The 25,972-nt window shown below is 69.0% G+C and carries 22 protein-coding genes and 1 pseudogene; 6 read left to right on the forward strand and 17 right to left on the reverse strand.

Annotated features, from left to right (window positions below):
- Nucleotides 1-47: 47 nt before the first annotated feature.
- Entirely contained in the window at nucleotides 48-977 is a 930-nt protein-coding gene (locus tag ET495_RS14150) for a restriction endonuclease (protein ID WP_129205326.1), read from the forward strand.
- A 63-nt stretch (nucleotides 978-1,040) separates the two neighbouring features.
- A complete protein-coding gene (locus ET495_RS14155) occupies nucleotides 1,041-2,717 on the forward strand; it encodes an Eco57I restriction-modification methylase domain-containing protein (RefSeq protein WP_129205327.1) in 1,677 nt (558 codons plus the stop codon).
- A 6-nt stretch (nucleotides 2,718-2,723) separates the two neighbouring features.
- On the opposite strand, the gene ET495_RS14160 is transcribed toward ET495_RS14155, so the two are convergent.
- Nucleotides 2,724-3,743 (reverse strand): hypothetical protein, encoded by a 1,020-nt coding sequence (locus ET495_RS14160; protein WP_129205328.1) that lies wholly within the window; start codon nucleotides 3,741-3,743, stop codon nucleotides 2,724-2,726.
- Nucleotides 3,740-4,249: a hypothetical protein gene (locus tag ET495_RS14165; protein WP_129205329.1), complete on the reverse strand. Its 510-nt coding sequence runs from the start codon at nucleotides 4,247-4,249 to the stop codon at nucleotides 3,740-3,742. Before ET495_RS14165 ends, ET495_RS14160 begins: the two co-directional genes overlap by 4 nt.
- A gap of 338 nt (nucleotides 4,250-4,587) precedes the next feature.
- Between ET495_RS14165 and ET495_RS19770 the strand changes: the two genes are divergently transcribed.
- The 3 genes from ET495_RS19770 to ET495_RS14185 all read left to right on the forward strand — a co-directional run bounded on the left by ET495_RS19770 (nucleotide 4,588) and on the right by ET495_RS14185 (nucleotide 7,161).
- Nucleotides 4,588-4,767: a transposase gene (locus tag ET495_RS19770; RefSeq protein ID WP_425471238.1), complete on the forward strand. Its 180-nt coding sequence runs from the start codon at nucleotides 4,588-4,590 to the stop codon at nucleotides 4,765-4,767.
- 454 nt (nucleotides 4,768-5,221) lie between these two features.
- A complete protein-coding gene (locus tag ET495_RS14180) occupies nucleotides 5,222-6,031 on the forward strand; it encodes an FRG domain-containing protein (protein ID WP_162616495.1) in 810 nt (269 codons plus the stop codon).
- Nucleotides 6,032-6,042: 11 nt separating this feature from the next.
- Nucleotides 6,043-7,161 (forward strand): DUF262 domain-containing protein, encoded by a 1,119-nt coding sequence (locus tag ET495_RS14185; protein ID WP_129205331.1) that lies wholly within the window; start codon nucleotides 6,043-6,045, stop codon nucleotides 7,159-7,161.
- A gap of 645 nt (nucleotides 7,162-7,806) precedes the next feature.
- On the opposite strand, the pseudogene ET495_RS19500 reads toward ET495_RS14185, so the two are convergent.
- From ET495_RS19500 to ET495_RS14255, 15 genes and pseudogenes are all read right to left on the reverse strand, one after another.
- A pseudogene (locus tag ET495_RS19500) lies at nucleotides 7,807-7,869 on the reverse strand (helix-turn-helix domain-containing protein); the annotation flags it as partial.
- Between the two features lie 311 nt (nucleotides 7,870-8,180).
- Nucleotides 8,181-9,272, reverse strand: coding sequence for an IS630 family transposase (locus ET495_RS14195; protein ID WP_129205333.1), 1,092 nt, complete (start codon nucleotides 9,270-9,272; stop codon nucleotides 8,181-8,183).
- Between the two features lie 269 nt (nucleotides 9,273-9,541).
- A complete protein-coding gene (locus tag ET495_RS14200) occupies nucleotides 9,542-9,850 on the reverse strand; it encodes a type II toxin-antitoxin system TacA family antitoxin (RefSeq protein ID WP_162616494.1) in 309 nt (102 codons plus the stop codon).
- Nucleotides 9,851-9,929: 79 nt separating this feature from the next.
- Nucleotides 9,930-10,442 (reverse strand): GNAT family N-acetyltransferase, encoded by a 513-nt coding sequence (locus ET495_RS14205; RefSeq protein ID WP_129205324.1) that lies wholly within the window; start codon nucleotides 10,440-10,442, stop codon nucleotides 9,930-9,932.
- Between the two features lie 529 nt (nucleotides 10,443-10,971).
- Nucleotides 10,972-11,283 carry a tyrosine-type recombinase/integrase gene (locus ET495_RS14210; RefSeq protein WP_245993093.1) on the reverse strand — a complete coding sequence of 104 codons (312 nt, stop codon included), beginning with the start codon at nucleotides 11,281-11,283 and terminating at the stop codon, nucleotides 10,972-10,974.
- A 230-nt stretch (nucleotides 11,284-11,513) separates the two neighbouring features.
- On the reverse strand, nucleotides 11,514-11,810 hold the full coding sequence (locus tag ET495_RS17785) for a hypothetical protein (RefSeq protein WP_162616496.1): 297 nt from the start codon (nucleotides 11,808-11,810) through the stop codon (nucleotides 11,514-11,516).
- A 471-nt stretch (nucleotides 11,811-12,281) separates the two neighbouring features.
- Nucleotides 12,282-13,157: a carbohydrate ABC transporter permease gene (locus ET495_RS14215; RefSeq protein ID WP_245993094.1), complete on the reverse strand. Its 876-nt coding sequence runs from the start codon at nucleotides 13,155-13,157 to the stop codon at nucleotides 12,282-12,284.
- Nucleotides 13,154-14,038 (reverse strand): carbohydrate ABC transporter permease, encoded by an 885-nt coding sequence (locus tag ET495_RS14220; RefSeq protein WP_245993096.1) that lies wholly within the window; start codon nucleotides 14,036-14,038, stop codon nucleotides 13,154-13,156. Before ET495_RS14220 ends, ET495_RS14215 begins: the two co-directional genes overlap by 4 nt.
- 100 nt (nucleotides 14,039-14,138) lie before the next feature.
- A complete protein-coding gene (locus tag ET495_RS14225) occupies nucleotides 14,139-15,458 on the reverse strand; it encodes an ABC transporter substrate-binding protein (RefSeq protein ID WP_129205334.1) in 1,320 nt (439 codons plus the stop codon).
- A gap of 64 nt (nucleotides 15,459-15,522) precedes the next feature.
- Complete coding sequence (locus ET495_RS14230) at nucleotides 15,523-17,640, reverse strand: glycoside hydrolase family 36 protein (protein WP_129205335.1); 2,118 nt, start codon at nucleotides 17,638-17,640, stop codon at nucleotides 15,523-15,525.
- Between the two features lie 144 nt (nucleotides 17,641-17,784).
- Nucleotides 17,785-18,804: a LacI family DNA-binding transcriptional regulator gene (locus ET495_RS14235; protein ID WP_245993097.1), complete on the reverse strand. Its 1,020-nt coding sequence runs from the start codon at nucleotides 18,802-18,804 to the stop codon at nucleotides 17,785-17,787.
- 821 nt (nucleotides 18,805-19,625) lie between these two features.
- Nucleotides 19,626-20,645: a GDSL-type esterase/lipase family protein gene (locus ET495_RS14240; RefSeq protein ID WP_162616497.1), complete on the reverse strand. Its 1,020-nt coding sequence runs from the start codon at nucleotides 20,643-20,645 to the stop codon at nucleotides 19,626-19,628.
- Nucleotides 20,642-21,994: a glycosyltransferase gene (locus tag ET495_RS14245; protein ID WP_129205337.1), complete on the reverse strand. Its 1,353-nt coding sequence runs from the start codon at nucleotides 21,992-21,994 to the stop codon at nucleotides 20,642-20,644. The genes ET495_RS14240 and ET495_RS14245 overlap by 4 nt, the downstream gene beginning before the upstream one ends.
- A gap of 1 nt (nucleotide 21,995) precedes the next feature.
- The gene (locus ET495_RS14250) at nucleotides 21,996-23,144 is read right to left on the reverse strand and encodes a glycosyltransferase family 4 protein (RefSeq protein ID WP_129205338.1); all 1,149 of its coding nucleotides are present in this window, start codon (nucleotides 23,142-23,144) and stop codon (nucleotides 21,996-21,998) included.
- Between the two features lie 101 nt (nucleotides 23,145-23,245).
- Complete coding sequence (locus ET495_RS14255) at nucleotides 23,246-24,433, reverse strand: hypothetical protein (RefSeq protein ID WP_245993099.1); 1,188 nt, start codon at nucleotides 24,431-24,433, stop codon at nucleotides 23,246-23,248.
- A 233-nt stretch (nucleotides 24,434-24,666) separates the two neighbouring features.
- On the opposite strand from ET495_RS14255, the gene ET495_RS14260 reads away from it, so the two are divergent.
- Nucleotides 24,667-25,932, forward strand: coding sequence for an Nramp family divalent metal transporter (locus tag ET495_RS14260; RefSeq protein ID WP_129206059.1), 1,266 nt, complete (start codon nucleotides 24,667-24,669; stop codon nucleotides 25,930-25,932).
- Nucleotides 25,933-25,972 lie beyond the last annotated feature (40 nt).

The following is a 25,972-nucleotide window of genomic DNA, read 5'->3' on the forward strand; positions in this document are numbered from 1 at the left end:
CGGTGGCCCGCAAGCGCGGCCGTCCGCTCGCGTGCCACCATCTGCATATGACGCAGAACGACCTGCCGTCCTACCAGGACTTCATTCTCCCGGCGATCCGCGCAGTCGCAGAGCTTGGTGGATCGGCGCGGAGCAGGGAGATCGCGGATCACATCCTCGGCGAGGTCGACCCGACGGCGGAGATGCTCGCCCTCACGTATGAGTCGGATCCGACGAAGGCGGTCATCGCCGACAGGGTTGCCTGGGGTCGGTCCTACGCGAAGCTCATCGGGGCGCTGGAGAGCCCGAAGCGCGGAGTCTTCTTGCTCGCCCCGCTTGGCAAGGATCTCCTTGCGCTCCCCGAGGAGGAGGGAAAGCAACGCGTGCTCGTCCTCGAGCGAGAGTTCCGCAGGAGCCGGCCACGCAAGTCGTCAGCTCGGACGACCGACTCGCCTGAGGTGCCCAACGGCTTCGTCGCGGACCCGATCCAGGATCCGTCCGACGTGGCGATCGAGCCGGAGGACGAGGCTGACGAACCGTTGAGTTGGAAGGACACCCCCCGCGCTCGACTCCACAAGCTCAGCCCAACGGCTTTCGAAGATTTCGTTCTGTATCTGCTCCGGCTCTACGGCCTCCAACTCGAGCGGGTTGGAGGTTCAGGTGATGAGGGCATCGACGGGATCGGCACGGCGCCAATCAGCCCAGTCTTGTCTTCGCGCGTCGCCGTACAGGTCAAGCGCTACGACCCCAACGGCAAACCCGTGGGTCGCGAGGTTGTTGCGCTCTTTCAGCGGGACGCCCAGACCAAGGGTGCCGAACGAGCGATCCTCGTCACCCTCGGACGGTTCTCCGAGCCGGCGCGGAGGGCCGCCATCTCGACGACGCCTACCGTCGATCTCATCGACGGGGAGAAGCTTGCGGATCTCGTCCTCGAACAGCAGGTCGGCGTCAAGCCCGAACCGGTTGTCGACCTCCACTGGTTCGACCGCTTCGACTGATCGCGCCTCTGTTATCGGGCAGGTTCTGTGTTCCTGTCGGTTGGTCGTGGAAGGATCCGGTCCATGGCCGTGGCAGAGGTGGGGTTCGTCGAGTACGGGGAGGTCTTCACCCGACGCTGGGTGGTCGAGACGATCCTCGACCTCGCGGGCTACACGGCCGAGCGGAACCTGACGGCCACGACACTCGTCGAACCATCGGTGGGCTCTGGGGCGTTCATCGGCCCTGTTGTCGAGCGGCTCGCTGCCAGCGCGAGGACGCACGGCGTTCGCTTCGAGGATCTCGCCGACGCTGTCCGTGGGTATGACCTCCAGCCCCAGCACGTCGAGTCCTGTCGAACGCTGGTCACCGAGATCCTGCGCACGCACGGAGCGTCCGACGGCGTCGCGCGCTTGTTGGCGATGACGTGGCTTCGCAGCGCCGACTTCCTGTTGGACGACGTGGACGTTCCGGCCGACTTCGTCGTCGGAAACCCGCCGTACATTCGCTCGGACGATCTCGACGACGAGACCGGGGCGGCCTACCGCGCCCGGTGGACCACGATGTGGGGCCGCGCCGACATCTTCGTCGGGTTCTACGAGCGCGCACTCGCGATGCTGAAGCCCGATGGCAAACTGGGGTTCATCTGCGCCGACCGGTGGATGCGGAACGCGTACGGTGCACGCCTGCGAGAGCTCGTCGCCGAACGGTACGCGGTCGAGACCTTGTGGCAGATGCACGACGTCGACGCGTTCCAGGCCGAGGTTTCGGCGTACCCCGCCATCACGATCCTTGGCCGGCACGAACAGGGCACCGTGACCGTCCTCGACACGACGGACGAGTTCGGCCCTCGCGGTGCCGCTGAGGCATTGCGCTTCTGCCAGGCCGACGTCGATGACGCGCACGGTCATGGATGGAGCGGGTCCCGGCTGGCCGACTGGTTCGAAGGGCGCGACCTGTGGCCGGCGGGCAGGCCGGCGCTGATCAGGGTGCTCGAGCGGCTCAACGAGACGTTCCCGACCCTCGAAGAGACGGGCGGCACGACGAAGATCTCGATCGGCGTCGCATCCGGGGCGGACAAGGCTTACATCGTCGACCGGCACGCCGACGTCGAGGCCGATCGGCTGCTTCCGCTCGTCATGGCAGACGACATCCGCACCGGGACGCTCGGCACGGCTCGCCGGGTCCTGATCAACCCGTGGGACGAGCGGGGCGAGCTCGTCGACCTGACGGCGTATCCGCGCATGGCTCGGGCGCTAGCGGCGCACCCGGCGGTCAAGCGCCGCTTCGTCGCACGGAAGAACCCTGGTCGGTGGCATCGGACGATCGACAAGGTCTATCCGGGGCTGGCCGAGCGTCCGAAGCTGCTGCTCCAGGACATGAAGGCGCAGATCACGCCCGTCCTCGAGCCTGGTGGTCTCTACCCGCACCACAACCTTTACTACATCGTCTCGACAGGCTGGGACCTCGAGGTGCTTGGCGGGCTCCTGCTGAGCGAGGTCGCCGAGGCGTTCGTCGACGCTTACGGCGTCAAGATGCGCGGGGGAACGCTGCGCTTCCAGGCCCAGTACCTCCGCAAGATCCGCGTGCCTCAGCCCGAGATGATCTCGCCCGAAGTCGCGGTCCAACTGCGCAAGGCGTTCCGAGCAGGCGATCGCGCCGCGGCGACGCGGGCGGCAGAGGCGGCCTACGGCCTCACCGAGGGGACGATGGCCGCCGTCCGAGGCGCCAAGCGCGACAACACGCCATCTCTCTTCGACTGACCAGGATCAGCGCACGCCGTCGACGACTTCCCTGATTCGTGCCCGCGCCTCACGGTGCATGGTCACCGGCGTCGCGTCGATGACACGGCGCACCATCGTCCCGAGGAACCGTGACGGCGACAGCGCAGCCGGGATCTTGTCGTGCAGGATCTTCACGCTGGGGAGATTGGCGAGCACGGAGTCGATGTCAGAACCCGGCTCGCTCGGGATCTCCTCGTCCTCCGGCTCGCTCTCAAGCCCGGCGGACACCAGCAGGTTCTCGGCATCGATGACGTCGTCATCCGCTGGCGTCCCGACGTTCCCGCCGTACTCGATCATCACGAGGCACGTCGCGTGGTACGCGTCGTCCTCGCGGCCGAGCTTCTCCAAGAGGTCGATCAGCCACTCGGCCTTGTCGGGCTCCTCATCGAGGATCGTCGAACGAAGGCCGAAGACGAAGCCGAGCGCCGCGAGCGGGTGCCGCAGCCGAAGGTTCTTCGCGTCGCCGTAGGACTCCTCGACACGGTTCGCCGCGTTCTTCCCGAAGGACGAGTCCATCCGCTTCGTCGAGATCAGCAGCTCCGGCCCCGTCTGCCAGTCCGTCATGATGACGTCGACCTGCTTGAGGTAGTTCTTCCCGAGGATGCTTGCCGACGACGACGTCACACCCGTGATCGACGCCTTCGTCGTCAGCAGCTTCGCGATCTCCACCTGGAGCTTCTTCGGCGCACCGTCCAGCAGGTTCGCCACCGCCTGCGGGAGGATCCGCGGGTGCGCGGCGCGCGGCCAGACGGCGTCCTTGCTGAATCCGGCGCGTCGAAGTTCGTAGCTCAGCCAGACGTCGAGCGCGAGGGCTGGCACGCCGGTCGTCGTGGCGGCCTTGAGGTATAGCGGCACGCCGAGCAGCCGCTGGAGCGCCGTGAAGTCAGGGCGATACGCGAGCAGGCCCTCGGGATCAATCGTCCACGGATTCGAGTGGACGCCACCAGGCGCCGCGTCGGACACGATGCGGTCGAAGTAGGTCCATGCCTCGGTCTTCACGCTCACGTGCTCACCGTAGCCGTGCGGGTCGAGGGCTCCGGATCGCGGCGCTGAACTCTGCCAAAGGTTTGGCGCACGGGCTGGATCAGTCCCGGGGGATCGATAACTTCGCGTTGCGGCGGGGGCAGGTCTACGCGACCGTCCTGATCGATGCGGACAGCGGCCGCCGGGTCGATGTCCTGCCCGGCTGGGACGCCGGCGTCGTCAAGGCGTGGCTGACCGCTCACAGCGGAGTAAAGGTCGTCACCCGCGACCACCGCGACCGGCATGCGCGAAGGTGGCATCGCCGAGACCACCGCGCAGCGGCGGGAGCCGGTCCATGGTCTGCCCGACGCGGGCGTGGGCCTGCGGCTCCCGCCCGCGGGATCGCACTGAATGCCGTCAAGCGGTACGCCCGCGCCGCCAAGCCCGAGCAGATCACCCGCCCACCCCGCTACCGGGCCACCCTCGTCGACCCATACCGCGACCACCTCCGTGAGTGGCGCCAGGCCGAGCCTGGGGGTGGCGGTCACCGCTCTGCTGGCCGAGATCCGCGACCTCGGCTACCCCGGCAGCCAGAACCTGCCCTACCGGTACCTGAACCAGCACCGCCACCTCGACGACCCTCCACACCTGTCACCACGGCGCGCGACCCGGCTCCTGCTGACACGGCCCACTGCGCCGCCCGAGCGGCAGACCGAACGCCTCGGACGGCGCGTCGCAGCGTGCCCCGAGATGGTCGCCCCGCACGCCCTGCACGCCCTGCACGCCCTCGTCGCCGACTTCGCCAGGATGCTCGCCCCGGACAAGGGCAAGGCCGACGCCTTGGCCGCCTGGACCAAAGCAGGCCCGCTCAGCGGGACTGCCCTCCCTGCACTCGTTCGTCCGCGGCCTCGGGCAACACCAGAACCCGGTCGTCGCAGCGGTCACCCTCCCGCATCACAACGGGCGCACCGAAGGCGTCAACACGCGCACCAAGATGCTCAAACGCCAGATGTACGGACGCGCCGGGTTCGACCTCCTCCCCCACCGCATCCTCCTGACCGTGTGAGCGCATCACCGCGGGCCACACCACCGACAGTACGCAAGAGCCGCCTATCGGACACACCCTCGCGCCGGCGCCGGTGCCGGTGGTCTCGACGGAGCCGGTGGTCGAGGTGAGCATGGCCCAGGTGTGGTGGCAGGTGCTGACCAAACGCGCACCGCCAACTAGCGTTCGACTCGCTCAAAGACGCAGCGTTCAGGCAGATGGTGCTGGGGAGGATCGTGGAGCCGGTCTCCAAGGCAGCCACGCCCGGTGTGCTCGAGGAGCTCGGCACCACGCCGGTGCACCGAAGCACGTTGGCCGCCACGCTCAGGTGCGCGAACGCGCGTGACTACCGGGGCCGACTGGCGACCGCGGCGCTGACGCACTCGGCCTCCGACCTCACGGCGCGCCCGGTGCGCTGTCACCGTAACCTTGTGCAAGCATTCAAGTTGGATGCAGCCTGTCGGGAAGGGGAGAGGTGTCGATCGAAGAAGTCCGCGTCAAGTCGATCTCGGAGCTCGTCGCAGAGGTTCTCAAGATTGGCGCCTCATTGGGTTCTGAGCGCCCCTTGTGGCACCGAGGCCAGAGCTGTTCGAACCACAGGCTACTTGCGTCACTCGCGCGTAAGGTGGAGAATCCAAAAGCCCTTCTTTCGCTGGAGCAGCGCCTAATTACTCGGTTCCGGCAGCGCAGCCTTCCGTATTGGCCCGCGGGATATCCGCAGAATGACTGGGAACAGTTGTTCGCTATGCAACACCACGAGCTTCCAACTCGTCTACTTGATTGGAGTGAAAACCTGTTCGTGGCCCTCTACTTCGCGTCGTCGGACGGCGCGAGAGACTCAGAAACACACGAAGGCGTGCGGTGCTACCCAAGCATGTGGATCTTGGATCCCGTTGGATGGAATCGACAGGCCAAACAGCTCCAGGAGTTTCCTGATGTGGCAATCTTGACCACTGATTCGGACGACTTGAAAGCGTACGCTCCGCTCTCAAATGAGACGGATCTCGCCCGTCGGTACGCGCAGCCATTGGCGATCTATGGGGCCTACAATTCTGCGAGGATTCTTGCTCAGCGCGGGAGTTTCACAGTCACAGGAAACAGCCTTTCCTCGATGGAGGACTTCGCGAGCGAGCATTCAACTTCCGCACTCTGGAAGTTCATTGTCGAAATCCCCAGAGTTCAGATTCAGCGAGATCTCAGCACGCTGGGGTTTGCCGAAAGCATGATTTTCCCCGACTTGGTCGGCGTGAGCCGAGAGATCGCCGCACTGGAAGGACTCTCGTGACAGTCAGTGACGTGAACGCAGAGGAGCGCCCCGCAAGCCTTGAAGAAGAGCTCGTGGCGGCGCGCAAGGAGATTTCAACTGACAGCTACCCAATGAGTATCGGAGAGCTGACGAACCTGTATCGAGACGGCGAACTCGTCATCAGGCCTGCCTTTCAGCGCCTGTTCCGCTGGGATTCGGACCAGAAGTCATTGCTCATCGAGTCGATTCTGCTCGGGATTCCTTTGCCGTCCGTGTTTGTTGCACAAGACAACGAAGGGCGCTGGGAGCTGGTCGACGGACTCCAAAGGATTTCGACGATACTCCAGCTTCAGGGCCTTCTGACGGATCCTCATTTTCCGCCTCTTGTTCTCAGTGCGACGAAGTATCTTAAACATCTCGAAGGGCGAACGTGGGCGAAGACGCCCAACTCGGAACGTGCGCTCAGTGAGGCACAGAAGCTCGACATTAAGCGCGCAAAGATCGACGTGAAGATCATCAAGCGCGAATCGAGCGAGTCGACCAAGTATGACCTGTTTCAACGCCTTAACAGCTATGGGTCACCTCTTTCGGCGCAGGAGGTTCGAAACGCCATCCTGGTGGGCGTGAACCCGGCATTCGTGGAGTGGCTGCAAAGCCTTGCGAGACGCGACTCATTCGTGCAGACGACAGCGCTGCCCGACAAGGATGTCTCCGCAAAGTACGATGAAGACCTTGTTCTCAGATTTCTCTGGCTGCACAGGGCGACTGACACGAGTACGGCCTCGCTTCGTCAGTTCCAGGATCGCCTTGAGGCCGAGGCTCTGTCAATGGCGCGTCGTCACGAGAGTGATGCAGCTGAGTTAGAGCGGGTCTTTAGTGAGACGTTCGATCTTCTTGCGTCTGCCGGTGGTGCCAATGTCTTCCGCAAGTGGGATGCTCAGCGAGCGCGATTTTCGGGTGGCTTTCTGAACACCGCATTCGAGGTGATCGCGATGGGGCTTGGCTATCGAATTGCGCGACGCGAGACATTTCGGACGGATATTCTTGCTGCTGCGAGAGAGCTTTGGGAGCAGGAAGACATGACAACCCGTTTTGCGACGGGAAAGGCAACGGAGCAGCGCCTCTCGCTCATGCTTCCGAAGGGGCGCGTGCTGATGGCGCTGCATTGACCTGGTGGAGCTTGTCTTCTTGTGGGACTTCAGGGTTGGGACTGTGAGAGCGTTATTCACGTGGCCTGTCGGTAGAACTCGATGTTGGTGATCATGTGGATCATGCTTGGTAGTTCGGTCAGGCGGCCGCTGCAGCCGGTGGCGAGGGTCTTCCACTGTTTGAGGGCGGCGATGGTGCATTCGACGGGGCGCGGCGGGAGGAGATGTGCCGGTTCCACTCGCGGTCGGCGTCGGTGCGTTCGGCGCCCTTGACGCGCCTGTGTGGGTCAGCTGGGTGTGCTTGACGTAGGCGGTGTCGGCGAGGACGGCGATGGTCTTGTCGGTGCTGGCGGCGGTGATCTGGTCGGCCCAGCCGACTTCCTCCGGGGCGCGGGAGTTGTGCCGGGAGCCGTGCACGGGAAGCGAGACGTCGCACGGGCGCCCGTCGTAGAAGGCGGCGACCCGGATGCCGAGGGCCTGCTTGTGGTGCTTGGCATTGAAGTTCGTCGTGCCCGTTCCGGTTCGGTTGCCCGTGGGGATTGGGGTGCCGTCGACAAGGACGGTGCCGCGCTCGAGTGTCTCGGCCAGGTGACGGTGGTCCGTTGCGGTGACCTGCCCCAGGATCGGCAGCAGGTAGCGCCAGATCCGCGAGACGGTGGGTTGCCAAATGCCGAACAGGTGGCCGGTCAGCTGCTGGGCCAGGTTGTGGCGCACCTTCATCAGAACCATCGTCACGGTGGTCCCGAACCCGAGGGCGAAGTCGTACCGCTGCCCGTCGGGCTGGCCGGCGTGGACTTGGAAGGCGCGGGCGATCAGCTCGCTCGTCAGGCAGGGGTCAGCCCGCACGGCCAGTGGTAACGCATCGGTCCGTCGTTCGGGGTTCGATCCTGGCGTGAACAACCTGGATCAAACCGGACGCAAGGGCCGTTGCGCTACCTGCCCAAACTTGACCGTGACCTGCGACGATGCGGGTCAGGACCATGCCCGCTCATGGGGCGCCCCGCTCGCCTGAATAGCGCTCTCACTTCCGACACGCGACACTAGTGTCCTGAGTCAGGAATTCTGTTCAGAGATGTGGCGAGGCGTTCGAGGATCTCGTCGGCGGTCTTGGTCCAGACGTAGGGGCGTGGGTCGGTGTTCCAGTTCGCGATCCAGTCGCGGATGTCCTTCTCGAGCGCGGTCACGGACTTGTGCGCGCCGCGGCGGATCTTCTTGTCGGTCAGTTCGGCGAACCAGCGTTCGACGAGGTTGAGCCAGGAGGATCCGGTCGGGGTGAAGTGCAGGTGGAACCGGGGGTGGGCGACCAGCCAGGTCTTGATCGCCGCGGTCTTGTGCGTGGCGTAGTTGTCCAGCACGAGGTGGACGTCCAGTCCTTCGGGCGTCTGCTTGTCGAGCGTGATCAGGAACTTCTTGAACTCCTCGGCGCGGTGGCGCCGGTGCAGGGAGCCGATGACCTTGCCGGTGGCGATCTCCAGGGCGGCGAACAGCGTCGTGGTGCCGGCGCGCACGTAGTCGTGCGTGACCCGCTGCGGCACCCCGGGCATCATCGGCAGCACCGGCTGGGAGCGGTCGAGCGCCTGGATCTGGGACTTCTCGTCCACGCAGAACACCAGCGCCCGCTCGGGCGGGTCAAGGTAGAGGCCGACGACGTCGTGCACCTTGTCCACGAAGTACGGGTGGCTCGAGAGCTTGAACCCCTCGACCCGGTGGGGCTGGAGGCCGAACGCCCGCCAGATCCGCGAGACCGTCGACTGCGACAGGCCCGTCGCCTTGGCCATCGAGCGGGTCGACCAGTGCGTCGCGTCCCTCGGGGTCCTCTCCAACGTCCGGGTCACCAGCGCGGCGACCTGCTCGTCGGTCACCGACCGCGGACCACCCGTGCGGGGCATGTCGCCCAGCCCGGCGATCCGATGCTCCACGAACCGGGCCCGCCACCGGCCCACCGCAGCCGGCGTCGAGCCCAGCCGGGCAGCCACGTCCTTGTTCGTCGCGCCCGTCGCACACTCCAGCACAATGCGGCACCGCAGCGCCCATGACTGCGGCGTTGAGCGGCGTCGCACCCAGCCCTCCAACGCCGCACGCTCCGCGTCCGACAGCACCAGCTCGGCCTTCGGCCTACCCACCTGCGCCATGAACCCAGCGTACTGTTATGAACAGAATTCCTGACTCAGGACACTAGCCTGGGCCAGCTTAGATTCGAGACGCGTACCCGATTGTGGTGAGAACTTTCCATACTGGCTCAAGCGCGCGGCTTCGCCGCGCGGCCGGCCTCCCGGGCGGGGCCCCGCGCTCCGGCGCTTCGCGCCTCCGCGCACCCCACCCGTCCGGCCGGGCGCGAGCGCGACGAAGGCGGCCCCGAGCCTCAGCTCAGAACCGCCTTCGTGACGGCCGCGATCTGATGTCAGCGCGACGCCAGTTCCTTCACGCCGAGCCGCTTCATGTCCCGACGTGCCGCCGTGATCGCAGCCGCCAGTTCGGGAATGACGGTCGCGTCCTCGTTCAAGGCAGCCTCGACCTGGTCGACCTCGCGTGGGGTCAGTTTGATGACGCGGTCACGGAGCAGCACCTCGCGCGCTCGCTCCATCGCGGCGCCAAGGACGAATGCGGACACGTCCTGCTGCTGGGCAGACGCCGCCTCGCGGATCGTGGCCAGGGCCTCTGGCGTCAGGCGCATGTTCAGGCGCTCGGAGCGCGCGTTCTCTGTGGACATGAAGACTCCTCGTGTCACCGCGCTGGTGACTGTCTCTCTCGGTGGCGTACATACACTGTACATACGACAGGCGTACGGATCAATCGGGATCCGACGCGGCGTACGTCGCCCGCAGCCGCTTCGTCGTGAGGAACAGGCCGAGCGAGTGGTCCGCGAAGCGCTGGAACCCGTGCTTGAGGTAGAAGCACGCCACGTCTTCGTGGAGTGCGTGAACCACGACCATCTCGAAGCCGAGATCGACCGACGCTGCGGCCAGCCGCTCGAGCGCCTGAACCAGAAGGAACCTCCCGAGGCCCTTGCCCTTGTAGTCCGAGTCGACGGCGAGGCGTGCGATGAGCGTCGCGGGCACCGGGTAGCGACGAGCGCGCCCCAGCGCCGACTCCGCCTCCTCGACGGACAGCTCGAAGGTGAGCATCGTGTAGTAGCCGGCCACGCGGCCCTCGCGCTCGTCAAGCAGCAGCATCGTGCGCGCGTTGTCTCTGCGCTCGCTCTGGCTGGCGTAATGCGCGAGCCAGTCGTCGAGCTCTGGTTCGCCACACGTGAACGGGTGCAACTTGAGGGCGTCGGACGTGAACGGTCGAACGATGAACATCCCTGCGAGCACCCTTCCGTGCCTGACGACGTCGGCCCCGGCCACCCTACGGGGGAGCGGTGACACGATGCCCAGCCCACGCGGCGGCGTGCGTTGAGCGCACAGGCTCGCGTCCGGCCCTGCACCGATACCCGAGCATCCGGCCGACTCCGGTCAGCATCAAGGGCGCCTACGGCGTCGCTGCGCGATGAACTGCGCTCACCCTTGACCCTGACCTCCGTCAGCCTCTTGTGCTCCGCTATCGCCGCGGCGCCTCCGAGTGTCCCGACCTCCGACACCCCGGTACCGTCGAAGAGGAAGCCAGGCCGCAGCGCCCGCGACTCACCTTCTTCACTCCTCTTTGCCAGCCAAACAGCCGCGAAAACGAACAACACGTTGCATAGCGTGACCAGGCGAACGCCCAGGTCAGATGCCAGATCGTCCAACCCCGCCAACCCCCTCCAAAGGGCGCGCCCGAACCTCACCGCTACCGCGCAACGAAAACGGCCCCTGACCTGCATTGATAGGTCGAGGGCCGTCGTCGTATCCGCTAGTCTGAGCGCGTTTTGAGCGCGAGCACGTCAGCGCGGGCACGATCCAGCGCGGTCGCAACGGCCTCTAGATCGTCGTCGAACAGGTCGGCGTACATGTCGAGCGTCATGGCCGCGGACTTGTGCGCGAGCATCCGTTGCACGGCCTTCACGTTCGCTCTGGCGCTCACCGCGAGGCCTGCTGCCGTGTGCCGCAGCCCGCGAGGGGTGATCGACGGAATGCCAGCCCGGATGACCGCGTGCTCGAACCACCCGCCCGAGCTCGTGCGTGTCCTGTGTCGGGACTGCCGCAGCGGCTCGCCCGACTCCACGGCGAAACCAGCGCGTCCGGTCCCTTGCCCTCGCACGCCTTCGCGAGCGGCAACGCCAGGAACGCCGGGTCGCCCAGCTCGTCACGCTCTCAGGCGAGCGGTACCGCCAGGTCGGCACCGCCGAGCACCTCGCCGCGTCCGACGCCTGCGCCGTGACCCGCAAGGCAACCTGCACTACCTGGCCTAGACCGCCCCGACCGCACCGGCCGTGACCCCGCCCGCGGGCCTGCTCACGTCGGCGGGATCAACGACGACACGGCCGTCGTCGTCGACGACCTTGACGCGCTCGTCGTCATCGTCGTCGAACTCGAGGCCAACGAGGCCAGCGAGGCCAACGAGGCCAGCGAGTCCACCCCGTCCCACATCGTCCTCGACCCGGTGCCGCCGGCCGCCTGCTCACCCCAGCCCTGCCACTCCTCGAGCGCGTCGGACCCGCCCGCACCGAGCCGAGCGCGAGCGGCACGCTTCGTGTCTGGGGCGCCACCACGAAGCCCGACCGCACGCGCTACCGCTCGACCTGGAGGCATGCACACCCGCCTCACCACCGAGCCCATAGCCGACCCTGTGCTCGCGTGGCTCGGCGACGCGCCGAAGCCGCCCACCCGGGGTCGACGAGGCACCTGGGCTCCCGAGCCCACCAACTCGCCAGCACGCTCAACGACGTCCGCCGCGTGCATGATCGCCGCGTGCGTGATCGCGGCGGCGAGCTTGCGCGCCCGCGCCGGTGTCATCGCAACCATGTCGGCGCACACGGCGTGTTGATGGGATGCCCGCCCGCAGTCCGCGTGCGCGACCCGGCCGCCCGAGCGGGAGCAGGGCTGGTGCCGCGACCGCCGTGGGGCCGCGCACGACTTCGCGCCGGATGCCAGACCATCTGGCCCTGGGCCCTCGCGCGCCTTCGTTTCTGGGCAGACCAGGCGCTTCAAGCCGGGTCCCCTGTGGGCGACGGCGCCCGCTCGGCCGGGGCGGGCGCCGTCGAGGATCGTGGCGACGTACTGCTACTTGACGGCGCCGGAGGTGATGCCGGAGATGATCTTGCGCTGGGCGAAGACGAACACGATGAGCAGGGGAAGGCTCATGAGGATGACGTAGGCGAAGATCAGGTGCCAGTTGTTGAGATGGAGTCCCGCTGAGGCGACCTGGAAGAGGTTGAGCGGGAGGGTGTCGAGGCGTCCGCCGACGACGAAGAAGGCGTAGAAGACGTCGTTCCACACGTACAGGCAGATCAGGATCGTTGCTGTTGCCAGGACGGGGACGAGCAGCGGAAGGATGACGTGCCAGAACACGCGCAGCGGCTTGGCGCCGTCAACGCGGGCGGCTTCCTCGAGCTCGTGCGGAATCGTGCGGATGAAACCCGTGACGAAGAAGATCACGGTGGACATGTACATGCCCATGTAGACGCCGACCATGCCGACGCCCGTGCCCGCGAGGCCGATCTGCCGCAGAAGCAGCACGATCGTGACGACAGCGGGTGGCAGGACGATGCCGGAGATCGCCAGCGCGTACAGGGCCGACATGAGGCGGGACTTGCGCCTTGCGAGGATCCATGCGGCGAGCGATCCGAGGACGAGCACGCCGAACACCGAGGGCAGCACGATCACGAGCGAACCGAGCAGGGCGGCGGGGACTCTGCCCTGGTCCCACACGGTGGCGAAGTTCTCCCAGAGGTGCCAGGTGGTCGGCAGAGACAGGTCCGGGCGTTGTGCCTCGGCCTGGGACTTGCCGGCGGTGACGACCATGATCCACAGGGGCATTCCGATCAGCAGGATCACCGCTGCGACGGCGACGACCGGCTGGAGGTAGCGCCAGGCCCCCGTGCGGCCGCCGAGTGGGCGCCGCCCGGGCGTGGTGGGGATGAGTGCTTGCGCGGTCACAGGACTTCCTCCCGCTTGCGAAGGGTGCGGATCACCGGGAATGCGAGAGCGATGACCACGATGAACAGGACGAGGCTCATGGTCGTTGCCTGGGCGAACAGGCCCTGTCCGAACGTTCGGAAGATGAAGATGTTGAGCAGCTCGGTCGAGTTGGCGGGGCCGCCGCCGGTGGTGGCCTGGACGATGTCGAACCCGTTCATGGAGCCCAGCAGTGCGGTGGCTACGTTGAAGGTGACGGCAGGGGCGAGCAGCGGGAAGCGGATGTCCTTGAAGATGCGCCACGACGTTGCGCCGTCGAGACGTGCGGCCTCAAGCACGTCCTCGTTGATGGTCTTCAGGCCGGCGAGGTAGATCAGCATCGACAGGCCCATCCACTTCCATGAGTGGACGAGGGCGACGACCACGATCGTCCACGTCGTCGAGCCGAGCCATGGAATCACGACCTCGCGACCGAGGAAGAAGCCGATCAGCTGGTTGACGCCCCCGTCAGGGCGCAGCATCGCCTGCCAGACGTAGCCAACGGCCAGAGCCGACATGATGACGGGGATGAAGAACATCACTCGCGCGAACCGGTTGACCTTCGTGTCCTTCTCCAGCAGCAGCGCGAGAATCATCCCGAACAGGTTCTGGAACACGGCAACCAGAACGGCGAAGATCAGCGTGATGCGAAGCGAGTTGAGCAGTGTGCCGGACCGCAGGAGGTCAGCAAAGTTGCGAAAGCCGACGAAATTGATGTCCGCACGAAAGGCAGACCAGTCGGTCATCGCATAGACGAAGTTGAAGAGCGTCGGGAGGAAGTAAAAGACGGCCAGAACGGCGAATGCGGGGATGAGGAAGGAAACCGGATGGTTCTTCCGAGCCCGCGCCCGGTTCTTCGCCACCGCGACTGTGCCGGCAGACATGGGCTTGGTTGCCTCTATTCAGTGAAGACGGGGGCGCCCGCCTCGCGACCAACGAGTGTGGTGCGCCCCCGCCGAGGGATCAGAAGCCGTCGGCGCCGAGCGCGCGGGCGAGCTGGACGAAGTGGTCCTGCGTGTTCTGCGCGGCCTGCTGAGGGGTGAGCGCGCCCTGGGCCATGTTGGACAGGAACAGGAACAGGTCGGGGTTGACGATGGCTTGGGCCTGCATGGAGCCGACGCTGTTGGCCACGGCGGCGGCCAGGTCGCGGGTGACCTGGGGCACCGAGTCCGGGGTCTCGACGGAGTTGAGGAGCGAGACTGTTGCCTGGTCCTGGATGAAGGTCTCGTAGCCCTCACCGAGCCAGAAGCTCAGGAACTGGCGGGAAGCAGCCTCACGGTCGGCATCGCCGGTGCGGAATGCGACGACGCCGTTGGTCTGGTCGGGCGAGACGGTCGCGACATTGCCGGACGGGGAGATGGGGAAGAACCCGACGGCGTCGTCAACCTCCTCGGCGGACGCCTGCGCCTGCATGGCGCCGAGGAGAGCATTGATCTGGAAGGCCATCGCAGCCTCGCCTGACAGGAGCGCTGCAGCCTGGTCCTCGAAGGTTGCCGAGGCGATGCTGGTGTTGAACAGGCCCTCGTCGATCATGGCCTTGTAGTTCTCGATCGCGGTCAGGAACGTCTCGTCGGTGAACGCCTCGTCGCCTGCGTTGATCCGATCCCACAGGCCGTCTGCGGCCGCATCGGCGAGCTGGACCTGGACGGCCCACTGGGTCGCCCATCCGGTCGGTGACAGGAAGTCGAAGAACGCGGTCTGTCCGGCGGCGTTCAGGGTGCGAGCGGCCTCGACGAGCTCGTCCCAGTTCGCCGGGGTCTCGATGCCGTGCTCGGCGAAGACGGCCTTGTTGTAGAAGACGCCCTGGACGGTGGGGCTGGAGATCAGCGCCGCGTAGCGGGTGCCGTCGAGGATTCCGGTCACGTCACGCACGGCCGGGTCCATGTCTGCCAGCCAGGGGGCGTCGTCGAGCGGCTGGAGGTTGGTGGGCGCGTTCAGGGCGGTGAGCATCGATGCAGTGGGCTGCCAGAACGCAAGATCGGGCATGTCACCGGTAGCAACGCGAGTCTGGATGCCCTGCTCGTAGGGGTCTGGGACCGTGACCACATTGACGGTCGCCCCGGTGGCTTCCTCGAACGCGTCGATGACCGCGACGGGGATGCCGGCCGACGCCTGCGCTGCCCAGAGTGTCAGTTGCGTGCCGGTGAGGTCTGCGGTCGCCTCCGGCCACGTCACGTCGCCGGCATCGTCGCTGCCGGCGGGCCCGGCGGTGGGGTCGCTGCAGGCGGCCAGTGTCATCGCGACGACGGTGGCCGCGGCGGCCATGGTCAGCTTCTTCTTCATTGAATGTGCTCCTTATCGGGTTCCCGCCGCCCGCGGGCGTCGGGGTGCGTGACATCGGCGTCGGTTACGCCACGTCGTCGTGGTGGACTCGGAAGAGGCGCGCGACCGGTTCGGTGCCGGGCGCGGTCAGGGTGAGCCGATCCTCGGCGAGCCGAGCGTCCAGTCCCGGTGGCAGCGAGGTCGGGTAGATGGTCTCGATCGTTCCTCTGCGCACGGGAACGGTGATCTCGCTCTGGGTTCCGCCAAGGAACCAGACGGCCAGCAGCGTCGCGGACGGGGTCTGTCGACCTGCGAGAACCCATGGGGAACCGCCCGAAGGTAGGCCGGCCGGCCAGACCGGCGTGGTGTCGTGGGCGCCGTCGTCAAGGGTCTTCGCCAGGGCGACACCCTCTTGCACGAGTCCGAGCTGCGCCTCGCTCATCTGGTCCAGGCGTCCGGACAGGTAGATGCGGCCCGCGAGTCCCGTGACCATGGTGAAAACGATCTCTTCGCTCGTCATCGAGGGCTGCGGGTATGCCCAGTTGCCGGCCTGCTCGGGGAGCATCGCCACGAGCGCTCCAGCAGCGATCGCCGGGTATCGAAGGGGTTCCTGCTGGTCTGTCGTGGACTGCATCTCCAGGCGCGACAGCAGCCCGTAGTCCGCTCGTTGCGCACCCGACGCACAGTTCTCGATGACCAGGTTCGGGTGGCGCTCGAGCACTCCGTCGAGCCAGCGCAGGTACGCGCGTGTGTGCTCGAGCAGGCCGTCGCCGGGGCTGTCCGCGTCCAGATCGGTGCCCAGGCCCGGCGTGACGTTGTAGTCGAGCTTGAAGAACCCGAGCCCGAAGTCTTCGACGAGCCGGTCGACTGTGGCGTCGAGATGGGCGCGTGCCGCCGGGTGCCGCATGTCCAGCAGGTATCGGTCGTGCTCGACGATGCGAACGCCGTGCCGCTGGAGGAATGCCTCGTCCGGGAGCCGCTGCGCCATCGGCGACCGCACGCCGATCACCTCGGGCTCAAGCCAGAGGCCAGGGATCATCCCGGCGGAGCGGATCGCGTTGATCGGCACCGTGAGGCCACCGCCGGGGAACCGGGTCACCGACGGTTCCCACTCACCGATCGCGTCCCACCAGTCGCCCTCGTCCGCGTACCATCCCGCGTCGATGCAGAAGTAGTCGGCGCCCGCCCGGCTCGCTGCCTCGATCAGCGGCAGCAGCTTCTCGGTGGTGGGATCGCCCATGAGGGTGTTCATGTAGTCGTTGAAGACGACGACCTTCGCCGCTCGCTCGGGACGGCGAACCGCCCGACGATGACGGGTGAGCTCGGCGATCGCCTGCTGCCAGTCGCCGCTCGCCCATGCGATCGACACCGGAATCGTCGTGAACTCCTCCCCGGGCTCCAGTGCGCGCACCCAGGCGTGATCGGAGTCCGTGGATCCGAGAAGGCCCAGCACAAGGCGATCCATGTCGTCGGCGTCGAGCCGGACGCTCAGCTCCGCCCGCCACGGGCCAGGATGCTCGATCTGCCATGCCAGCGCCGCGTCTGGGCCGGCTACCAGACCGACGGGCGCACGCTCGCCGGACGACCACGTTCCGTGAGAGACGACAGCGCGCGCACCGCGAGCATCCTGGTGCTGATGGCTCGCAAGCCCCAGGTTCGGAAGACCGGCGGCGTCACCGTCGCCGCGCAAGGGCTGTTCGGCCCAGCGCCACTCGCCGAGCCACTCGTTCGTTCCCTCGATGCTCACGGCGTCTTCGATCACGCCGACCCCCACGGGGTCTGCCAGCGTGAGGGAGGACACGGCCTGCAGCCAGATGGTCGTCGACCCCGTGTTGCGCACGGTTGTCGTCGCCTGGATCGAAGAACCGTCCAGTCGCCCTCGAAGAACCGTGGCAGCCTCAAGGCCAGTGGTCTCGTCAACCTGGACGATGCGCCAGCACTGGACGCCGTCCGTGACGGTGACCTCGTGCTCGCGGTACCGCAGCCGTGCACCGATCTCCGTTGCGGTGTTGCGCAGGTTCGCGGAGCGATGGCCATGTCCGAGCGCAAGGATTTCGACGAGCGGCTGGACCGGGTCGGCGCCTGCGCCCGCAACCGACAAGGACGCCATCACGGGGCTGTCTGACTGGGCCCGCACGCTCAGGCGGGTCAGGCCTGCGCCCCACTCCAGCGCCAGCAGGTCGGCGTTCGCTGCGATCGACATCCTCGTCTTGCTCCCTCAGGTCTCCTGTGACGGTGGCTCCATGAAAGCGTCTATCAAGCGAGAACGCAAAATCTTCGTTCGGCGTTGTGGCGTGAGATGAGCGACGCTTTCACAGGCTGTCCCAGGTAGGCCGGGACGGAGCCGTCATCCGGGCGGTCGGCCGGTCGACTGGCGAACGACGAGCTCGGGCAGGATGCGGATCGATGGTGCCTGGACTCCGGACTCGAGCTGCCCCATCAGCATCGCCACGAGCTCCTTGCCGAGCCGCAAGAAGTCCTGGCGCACAGTCGTCAGCGGTGGAAGCCACAGCTGGCTCAGCGGATGATCGTCGAACCCGATCACGCTGACATCTCCCGGCACCGTTCGTCCATGATCGACCAGCCCCTTGATGACACCGATCGCGAGCTCGTCGTTCCCGGCCAGCACCGCCGTCACCGATGGATCGCTGGCGAAGCGCTCGCCCGCGGCATACCCCTCCATCGGGCTCCAGCCGCACCGAATCACCGGCGGAACCGGCGCACCCGCTTCGATGAGCGCGTTGCGCCACCCCGCCGTTCGTGGACTCTCCTGCCACGCCGACGGGATCGCGACGTGGTGCACGGTGCGATGTCCAAGATCGAGCAGGTACTTCGTGGCTTGCCCCGCAGCGGCGCGATCGTCCATCAGCACATGTGCCGTGTCCGTGCTGGACTCCCCGACCGCCGAGGCCGCCACCACGGGCAGCCAAGCGGGCACCTTCGCAAGCGTCGCCGTCCCGGCCGGGTCGAACTCCAGCACCACGGCACCCGCTAGCGGCTGTGCCAAGGCATGGTCGATGGCCTGCTCCACCACGCCTTCGGCCGTCGTCTCGACCACGGAGATCGCGACCAGGTGCCCTGCCTGCCGCGCGGCCTCTTCGATCCCCTGAATCGTCGTCGCGTACCCATACCGCGCAGTCTCACCAGCGAAGACGGCCACGATCGATCCGGACCGGTTGGCCAGCGTGCGCGCTGCTCCGTTCGGCCTGAACCCGAGTTCCTTGACCGCCTCCATCACCCGAGCCCTTCGCTCCGGGCTCACCTGGGCCGTCCGATTGAGGACACGGGACACCGTCGGCACCGACACCCCAGCAACCCTCGCCACGTCGGCAATGACTGGCGGCTTCATGCGCGGGCCGGAAGACACGGGGCAAGGCTATGCCCGCCGGCAGCACACGGGTCCCAACCCGCGCGCTGCCGCTCCCGCCGTGGCGCACCACGCGCCCACGACCGGTGACCGGGCAGCGGGGGTGGCGGCCGCCATGGCGAAGACGGAGAGCGGACGCTCACCGACGACGTCGTCCTGGCGGGCGAGGTGCGCCGGTCGGCGCTGGTCGAAGGCTGCCCCGAGCATGTGACGCTCGCGCACCGAGGGTCGATCTCGAGTCGGTCACCCGCGGCCTACGTCTCCGGTGCCAGGGGGAGACGCATCGGTGGCGCCCACCCGAAGAGGGAGCGGTGACCTCACGCCCAGTCGTCACGTCGAGGTGCCGCGGGTGTGCATCCGTGAGCCTGGCCCCGCGCAGACCGCCCGGTCCGGCCTGCTCCGGCCAGCACCAAGGGCGCGCGTAGCGTCGCTCGCGACGGCCCATGCTTCGGGCATTGCGGGGCGGAGCCCGGACGTGGGAGCATCCGGCGATGGTGACCACCAAAGCCGCGAGGCCCGGATTCTGGCATGGGGTCGGTCGACCTTTCCGGGCGTTCGGTCGCGGCCTCCGCTGGGTGTGGAACGTTCTCGACTTCCTCGACGTGGTCGTCGCCGTGGGGCGCATTCTCGTGTGGCCGCTTCGCGTTGCGGGGAGGGCGCTCGGCTGGCTCAGCGACGCGTTCTAGGCCCGGGGTCGTGAGGACGCGCACGAACCCACGGCATCGCCCCCGCCCAGCGCCGCGTCCCCCGTCCACCGTCCCGCGCGCCACCCTCTCTGCCGTGCACTCGCGAGCCCCGCACGTCTCCCCGCGTCCGCCCCGTCACGCTCGTCCGAGCGACGCCGTTCGCGCTTGCCCTCGCTCTGGTTCGCTCGCCTCCACCGACAGCAGGGGCAGTGCATGCCCGTGCGCCCGTCCTCGTGCGTCGTCGGCCAGTGCCCGGACGAGTCCGGGCACGAAGTCGCGTCCGCGCCGCACGCACCACGGGATCCCGGCGACGATGAGCCACCCGAGTCGTGCGAGGGCCGACGGCGCGGGCGGCAGGGCGGCGAGCCGTTCGGTCAGCGCGGCCACGGTGTCGGCTCCGGTCCCAGGCCGGCCGCCGCGGGGCAGGCCCCCCGCGCCCCCGGCGACGGCGCCAGCGTCTGTTCCCGGGAAGCCGCCCGTTCCCGGGACGGCGAGCAGCCCGGCACCTCCGAGCGTGATCGCGGCGTGGACGGCGAGCCGCCGGTGTGCGGTGGCCGAGGGGTGCACGCGGTCGGAGTGCCAGGCCGCCGGCCCGAGGTCGTGCACGACGGCCCCGATGTCGACGACGACGACGGTGCCCTGGCCTGGGCGGCGCCCGTCGGCGCGGCGGCGTGCCGCGGCCACCTGCTCCACGGTGCGGGGCCGTGCGGCGTGCGCGACGGCGTCGACGGCGTCGTTGATGGCGGCGATGCGCGCGCGCATGACGCCGCGCACGCGCTGGGGCATGAGCTCGAACAGGGCGATGGCGGGCAGCCGGGCGAGCACGACGGTGCAGCCGCAGTCGCGCAGGGCGGTGACGGTGGTCGACAGGTCGCGCGCGACGTCGTAGGCGGAGAAGTCGGAGCGCAGCACGTCGTTGCCGCCGATGACGAGCGTGGCGACGTCGGGCAGGAGGTCGAGCGCGTGGGGGAGCTGTTCGGCGACGACGTGCTGGGCGCGTGCGCCGTTGCGGGCGAGGTTGGTGAAGTCGGAGGCACCGGCGAGCTGTGCCAGGTGTGCCGCCCAGCCGCCGCCGTGCGGGGCGTCGGGGCCGGTCGCGTCGCCGACTCCCGCGCTGATGGAGTCGCCGAGTGCGACGATGCGTGGGCCGGTCACTGCCGTGCTCCGGTCAGGGCCAGGCCGTGCCCCGCCCTGGCGTGGCTGCCGTGGACACCCGGCACCTGGCCCGCAGCGTGCCCGTCCGCAGTTTGCCCGGCCGCAGCGTGCCCGTCCGCAGCGTGCCCGGCCGCAGCGTGCCCCGCTGCGACGGGGACGCCGTGGACCGCCAGCATCGCCTGGCCCGCGGCGGACCACGGGAACTGCTCCGCGCGCTCGCGGGCCGCGGCCCGGCGTGGCCCGCGAGCGCGGTCGAGCACGTCGCTCATCGCTGCGGCGAGCGCGCCGGGCGTGGGGGCGGCGACGGCGCCGGCGTCGCCCACCACCTCGGGCAGCGCGCTGGTCGCGCTCACGACGACGGGGGTGCCCGAGGCGAGCGCTTCGAGCGCGGCGAGCCCGAAGGTCTCGACCGGTCCGGGCGCGACGACGACGTCGGCGCTGGCCAGCAGCGTGGCGAGCCGGGCGCGGTCGGGGACGAACGAGAGGAACGCCGCGGGTACGGCCCGTCGCCGGGCCCGGTCCTGGAGCGTGGCGGCGAGGGGTCCTGCCCCTGCGACCACGAGCCTGGCGGGCCGCCCGGAGGCGCGCAGGGCGGCGACGGCGTCGACGGCAAGGTCGACGCGTTTCTCGCGTGAGAGCCGGCTGACCACGAGCACCAGCGCCTCGCCGTCGGGTGCGAGCTCGGCGCGTGTCGCGGTGCGGAAGCGGTCGGGGGTGAACGTGTCCAGGTCGACGCCGAGGGCGACGCGGTGCAGCGGCGGCATGAGGGTGCGCGGGTGCCCGGGGATGCCGCCGCTGCCGGTGTGTGCGGCTCGTCGTGCCGCGAGCCGTTCGGCCTCTCCGGCCGCGAACGCCGTCGTCGCGACGAGGTGGTCGAAGCGCGGCAGGGTGCGTGCGTTGTGGGTGTCGGCGACGGCGTGCAGGCCGGCGCCGACGGGCGGGGTCACGCGGGCGGTGCCCCAGCCGGGGCCGACGGCGCGCAGGACGCCGTCGACGCGTTCGTGCAGCCACAGCACCGACGGCACGCCGGCCGCTCGCGCCCAGTCGCCCAGCCCGGTGAGCGTGGTGCGGTCGCTGACCTCGAGGCGGTCGGGGGCGATGCGCTCGAGCAGCCGCCGGACGGCGGCGGGTCGTGTCACGACGCGGTACCCGCCCAGGCCGGGGATTCGCGGGGCCCGTACGGTCAGCACGGGTACGCCGTCGTGCCAGGTGACGCCGTCCTCGGTGCCGGGCACCACCAGCATCGGTTCGTGCCCGTGCTGCCGGTACTGGCGGGCGAGGGCGTGCATCGCGGTGCGGATGCCGCCCGAGCGTGGTCCGTAGAAGTTCGCGACGTGGACGATCCGCATCTCAGACTCCGGTCGTGGTGGCGGCGTGGGCGCGTACGGCGTCGCGGTAGTGGTCGAGCAGCTCGTCGCACACGGCGTCCCAGGTGCGCCCGGCTGCGCGTCGCCGGGCGGCCGTGCCGAACGCGCGCCGCTTGCGCGCGTCGCCCAGCAGGTCGGCGACGCGCTCGCGCATCACGCCCAGGTCTCCCGGCGGGTAGAGCCAGCCGGTGCGCGAGTGGTCGACGATGTCGATCGGCCCGCCCGCCGCGGGTGCGACGACGGGCACCCCGCTGGCGTGCGCCTCCTGGAGCGTCTGCCCGAACGTCTCCAGCTCGCCCGGGTGGACCAGCACGTCGAGGCTCGCCATGGCGCGTGCGAGCTCGTCGCCGCTCAGCATCCCGGTGAAGGCGGCGTCGGGGAGCAGGCGTGCGAGCACCTCGCGCTCGGGTCCGTCTCCGACGACGACGAGCCGCACTCCGGGCAGGTCGGCCAGCACGCGCAGGTCCTCGACCTGCTTCTCCGGGGCGAGGCGGCCCACGTACCCGACGAGCAGGTCGCGTCCGCCTCCCACGGTGGCGCGCCAGCGGGCGTCGCGTGCGGCGGGGCGGAACCTTGCCGTGTCCACCCCGCGCCCCCACAGCCGCAGCCGCGGCAGCCCGCGCTCGGCGAGCGAGCTCAGCACCGCCGACGACGGCGCCAGCGTGAGCGTGGCGCGTTCGTGCACGTTGCGCACGCGGCGCCACAGCAGGGGTTCGAGGTGCCGGACGCCGTACCGGGCGGCGTAGCCGGGCACCTCGGTCTGGTAGACGGCGACGGTCGGCAGGCCGAGGTTCTCGGCCGCGCGGATGCCGTGCCAGCCGAGCACGAACGGCGAGGCCAGGTGGACGACGTCGGGGTCGAAGGCCGCGAGCGTGCGCTGGATGCGGGCGCGTTGCCCGACGACGACGCGCACCTGTGGATAGCCGGGCAGGCCCACGGCGTCCATCTCGACGACGGGGGCGCCGGCCACGAACGGCGGCACGGCGCCGTCGTCGGTGCCTGCGCCGGGGGAGGGGGCGACCACGAGCGCGTCGTGGCCGTGGCGCTGGAGGTGCTCGAGGATGCGCAGCACCGAGTTGGTGACGCCGTTGACCTGCGGCAGGAACGACTCGGCGATGATCGCGATCCGCATGTTCCCAGGGCACCAACCCCGGTTGGCCGGGAGGCGCCCGGGGGGCGACCTGTCGTGGAAAGGTCGGGGAACGTCAGGCGAACGTCAGGTCGGGCGGATGGTCAGGGCGCGACCGGTCGCCGGCTCAGCGCGAGCTGGCCGAGCCGCCACACCGCCCCGGCGAGCAGCACGACCAGGGCCAGGTTCCGCACGGCCGGCACGGCCACCATCCAGGTGTCCCCGCGCAGGAAGTGCCCGTAGGCGATGGGGTAGAGGATCTGGGTCAGTGCCCCGACGCCCAGCATGCCGAGCGCGGGTGGCGACCACAGGTGGCGCGCCCCCGGCCCGGCGAGGGCCAGCGCTGCGGCGACGGGCGGCCCGAGCCAGGCGATGAACTGCGGGGACCCGACCTTGTTGAACACGATGAGCGCCAGGAGCGTCGCGGCGGCGGCCAGGAGCAGCACGTCGTGCGAGAGGTCGGGTCGGCGTCGGGCGGCGGCCCACGCGAGCAGGCCGATGAGCACCACCGCGACGGGCAGCACGGTGTCGAGCGCCGAGGCGACCTGCCGTGCCGCCTCGCCGTGCACCTCGTAGGTGAAGATCACGTCGTTGTACTCGATGCGCACCGCGGGGTTCCACAGGCGCGCCACGCTGAACGCGGTTGCCGCGACGGACTCCGCCTGAAGGGTGCGCGCCTCCTGCTCGCCGAAGACGCTCCAGGCGCGCGCCCCGGCCCCGCCTGCGAGCGCCAGCCCGACGACGACGGCGCTGACCACGGCGCCGGGCACGGCGACCTGCCGCACGAACGTGCGCAGGTTGCGTGACGTCGCCGCCAGGGCGACGACGATGGCGCCCGGTGCGATCTTGATCCAGGCGCCGAGCGTGGCGACGGCCGCGGCGACCGCGGGGCGGCGCGCGGCCTGGAGCAGCGCGATGAGGATGAGGGGGGCGGCGACGCCGTCGAGCCGCCCGAGCCAGATGGGTCCGAGGGCGACCAGGAACAGCAGCCACCACCAGGCCGCGAGACGCCCGCGCGGTGGCGTGCGGGCGAGCATCCACAGTGCGACGCCGTTGAGCGCGATCACCCCGGCCGACCACATCACGGCGTAGGCGAGGAACCCGCTGGTGCCGGCGGCGGGAGCGGCGATGGGCAGGAGCGCGGCGGCGGGGTAGACCCAGTCGTAGTCGAGGACGGGCCAGCGCCCGATCATGAACCCTTGGTGCGCCCACCAGTGGTAGAGGCTGACGTCACCGAAGATCTCGCCGCTCCACGAGACGCCGTCGAGCACGATCCACGCGTGCGCGAGCACGAACGCGGTGGCGATGCCCCAGGGGACAGGAGCGCTTGGCCGGCGGTGTTGAGCGCGGCGTGCGAGCGGTCGGGTGCGGAGGTGGCGGGTGCGGGCACGGCCACATGGTGTCAGAAGCTTTTGGGGGTGAGGTGGGGGTGTCGGCGTGCGTCGATCCGCGCTAGTTTTCGGTTGACCGAAACTTCGGGGGAATCGTGACCACTTCGCGGGTCGACCGGGCCGGTCACCCTCGCCTGCCGCGCTCGTCGCCGACGAGCGCGGCGCGGGCCCGCCTGGTCACGCTGCTGGGCCCGGCGTTCGTCGCTGCGATCGCCTACGTCGATCCGGGCAACGTCGCCGCGAACCTCACGGCCGGTGCGCGCTACGGCTACCTCTTGGTGTGGGTGCTGGTCCTGGCGAACGTGATGGCGGTGCTGGTGCAGTACCTCTCGGCGAAGCTGGGCGTCGTGACGGGCCGTTCGCTGCCCGAGGTGCTGGGCACGAGCCTGCGGCGTCCCGCGCGGCTCGCCTACTGGGCGCAGGCCGAGGTGGTGGCAGCGGCCACCGACCTGGCCGAGGTCGTCGGCGGGGCGATCGCGCTGCGGCTGCTGTTCGGTGTGCCGCTCGTGCTGGGCGGCGTGATCACGGGTGTCGTCTCGATCGCGGTGCTGGCGGTGCAGCAGCGGCGCGGGCAGCGGGTGTTCGAGGCCGTGATCGCCTCGTTCCTCCTGGTGCTCACCATCGGCTTCTGCGCGGGCCTCGTGCTCGCCCCGCCCGACGGCGGCGCCGTGCTCGGCGGCCTGGTGCCGCGCCTGGAGGGCACCGACTCGGTGCTGCTGTCGGCGTCGATGCTCGGTGCCACGGTCATGCCGCACGCGATCTACCTGCACTCGGCGCTCGCGCGTGACCGGCGGCGCCACGACGCCGAGGTGCGGCGTCGGCAGGGGGTGGCGGTCTCGGTGGCCTCGACCGACCGGTTGCTGGCTGCGACGCGGTGGGACGTCGTGTGTGCGCTGGTGCTGGCGGGCGGTGTCAACGTGGCGATGCTGCTGGTCGCGGCGGCGAACCTGGCCGGGCGGTCGGGGACCGACTCGATCGAGGGCGCGCACGCGGCCATCGGCGACTCGCTGGGGGCGGGCGTCGCCCTGCTGTTCGCGGTCGGGCTGCTCGCCTCGGGTCTGGCGTCGTCGTCGGTCGGGGCGTATGCGGGCGCGGAGATCATGTCGGGCCTGCTGCGCGTGCGGGTGCCGCTGGTGGGGCGGCGGCTGGTGACGCTCGTCCCTGCCGTCCTGCTGCTCGCGACGGACGTCTCGCCGACGTGGCTGCTCGTGGTGAGCCAGGTCGTGCTGAGCTTCGGCATCCCGTTCGCGGCGGTGCCGCTGGTGGTGCTGACCCGGCGGAAGGTGCTGCTCGGCCGGTATCGCAACGGGGCGGTGACGCAGGTGCTGGCGTGGACGGTCGCGGGTGTGATCGTGGTGCTCAACGTGGCGCTCCTGTGGCTGACCCTCAGCGGCGGGTGAGACGCGGTATCCCTTGACGTGAGACGGGGTATCGCTCAGG

The organism is Xylanimonas allomyrinae, from assembly GCF_004135345.1.
Taxonomy (GTDB): domain Bacteria; phylum Actinomycetota; class Actinomycetes; order Actinomycetales; family Cellulomonadaceae; genus Xylanimonas; species Xylanimonas allomyrinae.